Source organism: Streptomyces bicolor (genome assembly GCF_000719285.1).
Classification (GTDB): Bacteria; Actinomycetota; Actinomycetes; order Streptomycetales; family Streptomycetaceae; genus Streptomyces; species Streptomyces bicolor.
In genome coordinates, this window is record NZ_JOFS01000167.1 from 1 (window position 1) to 209 (window position 209).

Genomic DNA, 209 nt, shown 5'->3' on the forward strand with positions numbered 1-209 from the left:
CTGGTCGTGGACGGGATGTTCGGCGAGGGTGCGCACGAGCGGGTGCTGATGGTGGCCCCGTACGCGTTCGACCCGTCGACGTACGAGCTGTGGGTGCCGCTGCTGCACGGTGGGCGGACGGTGGTGTCGCCCGAGGGTGATCTGAGTGTGGCGACGCTGGCCCGTCTGATCGCCGAGGAGGAGATCACCGGTCTTCAAGTGACGGCGGG

Annotated in this window: 1 protein-coding gene; it reads left to right on the plus strand. The window is 68.9% G+C overall.

Annotated elements, in window-relative coordinates:
* Positions 1–209: AMP-binding protein (locus IF78_RS44780; RefSeq protein WP_037643163.1), on the plus strand; the 209-nt coding region annotated here is incomplete at both ends.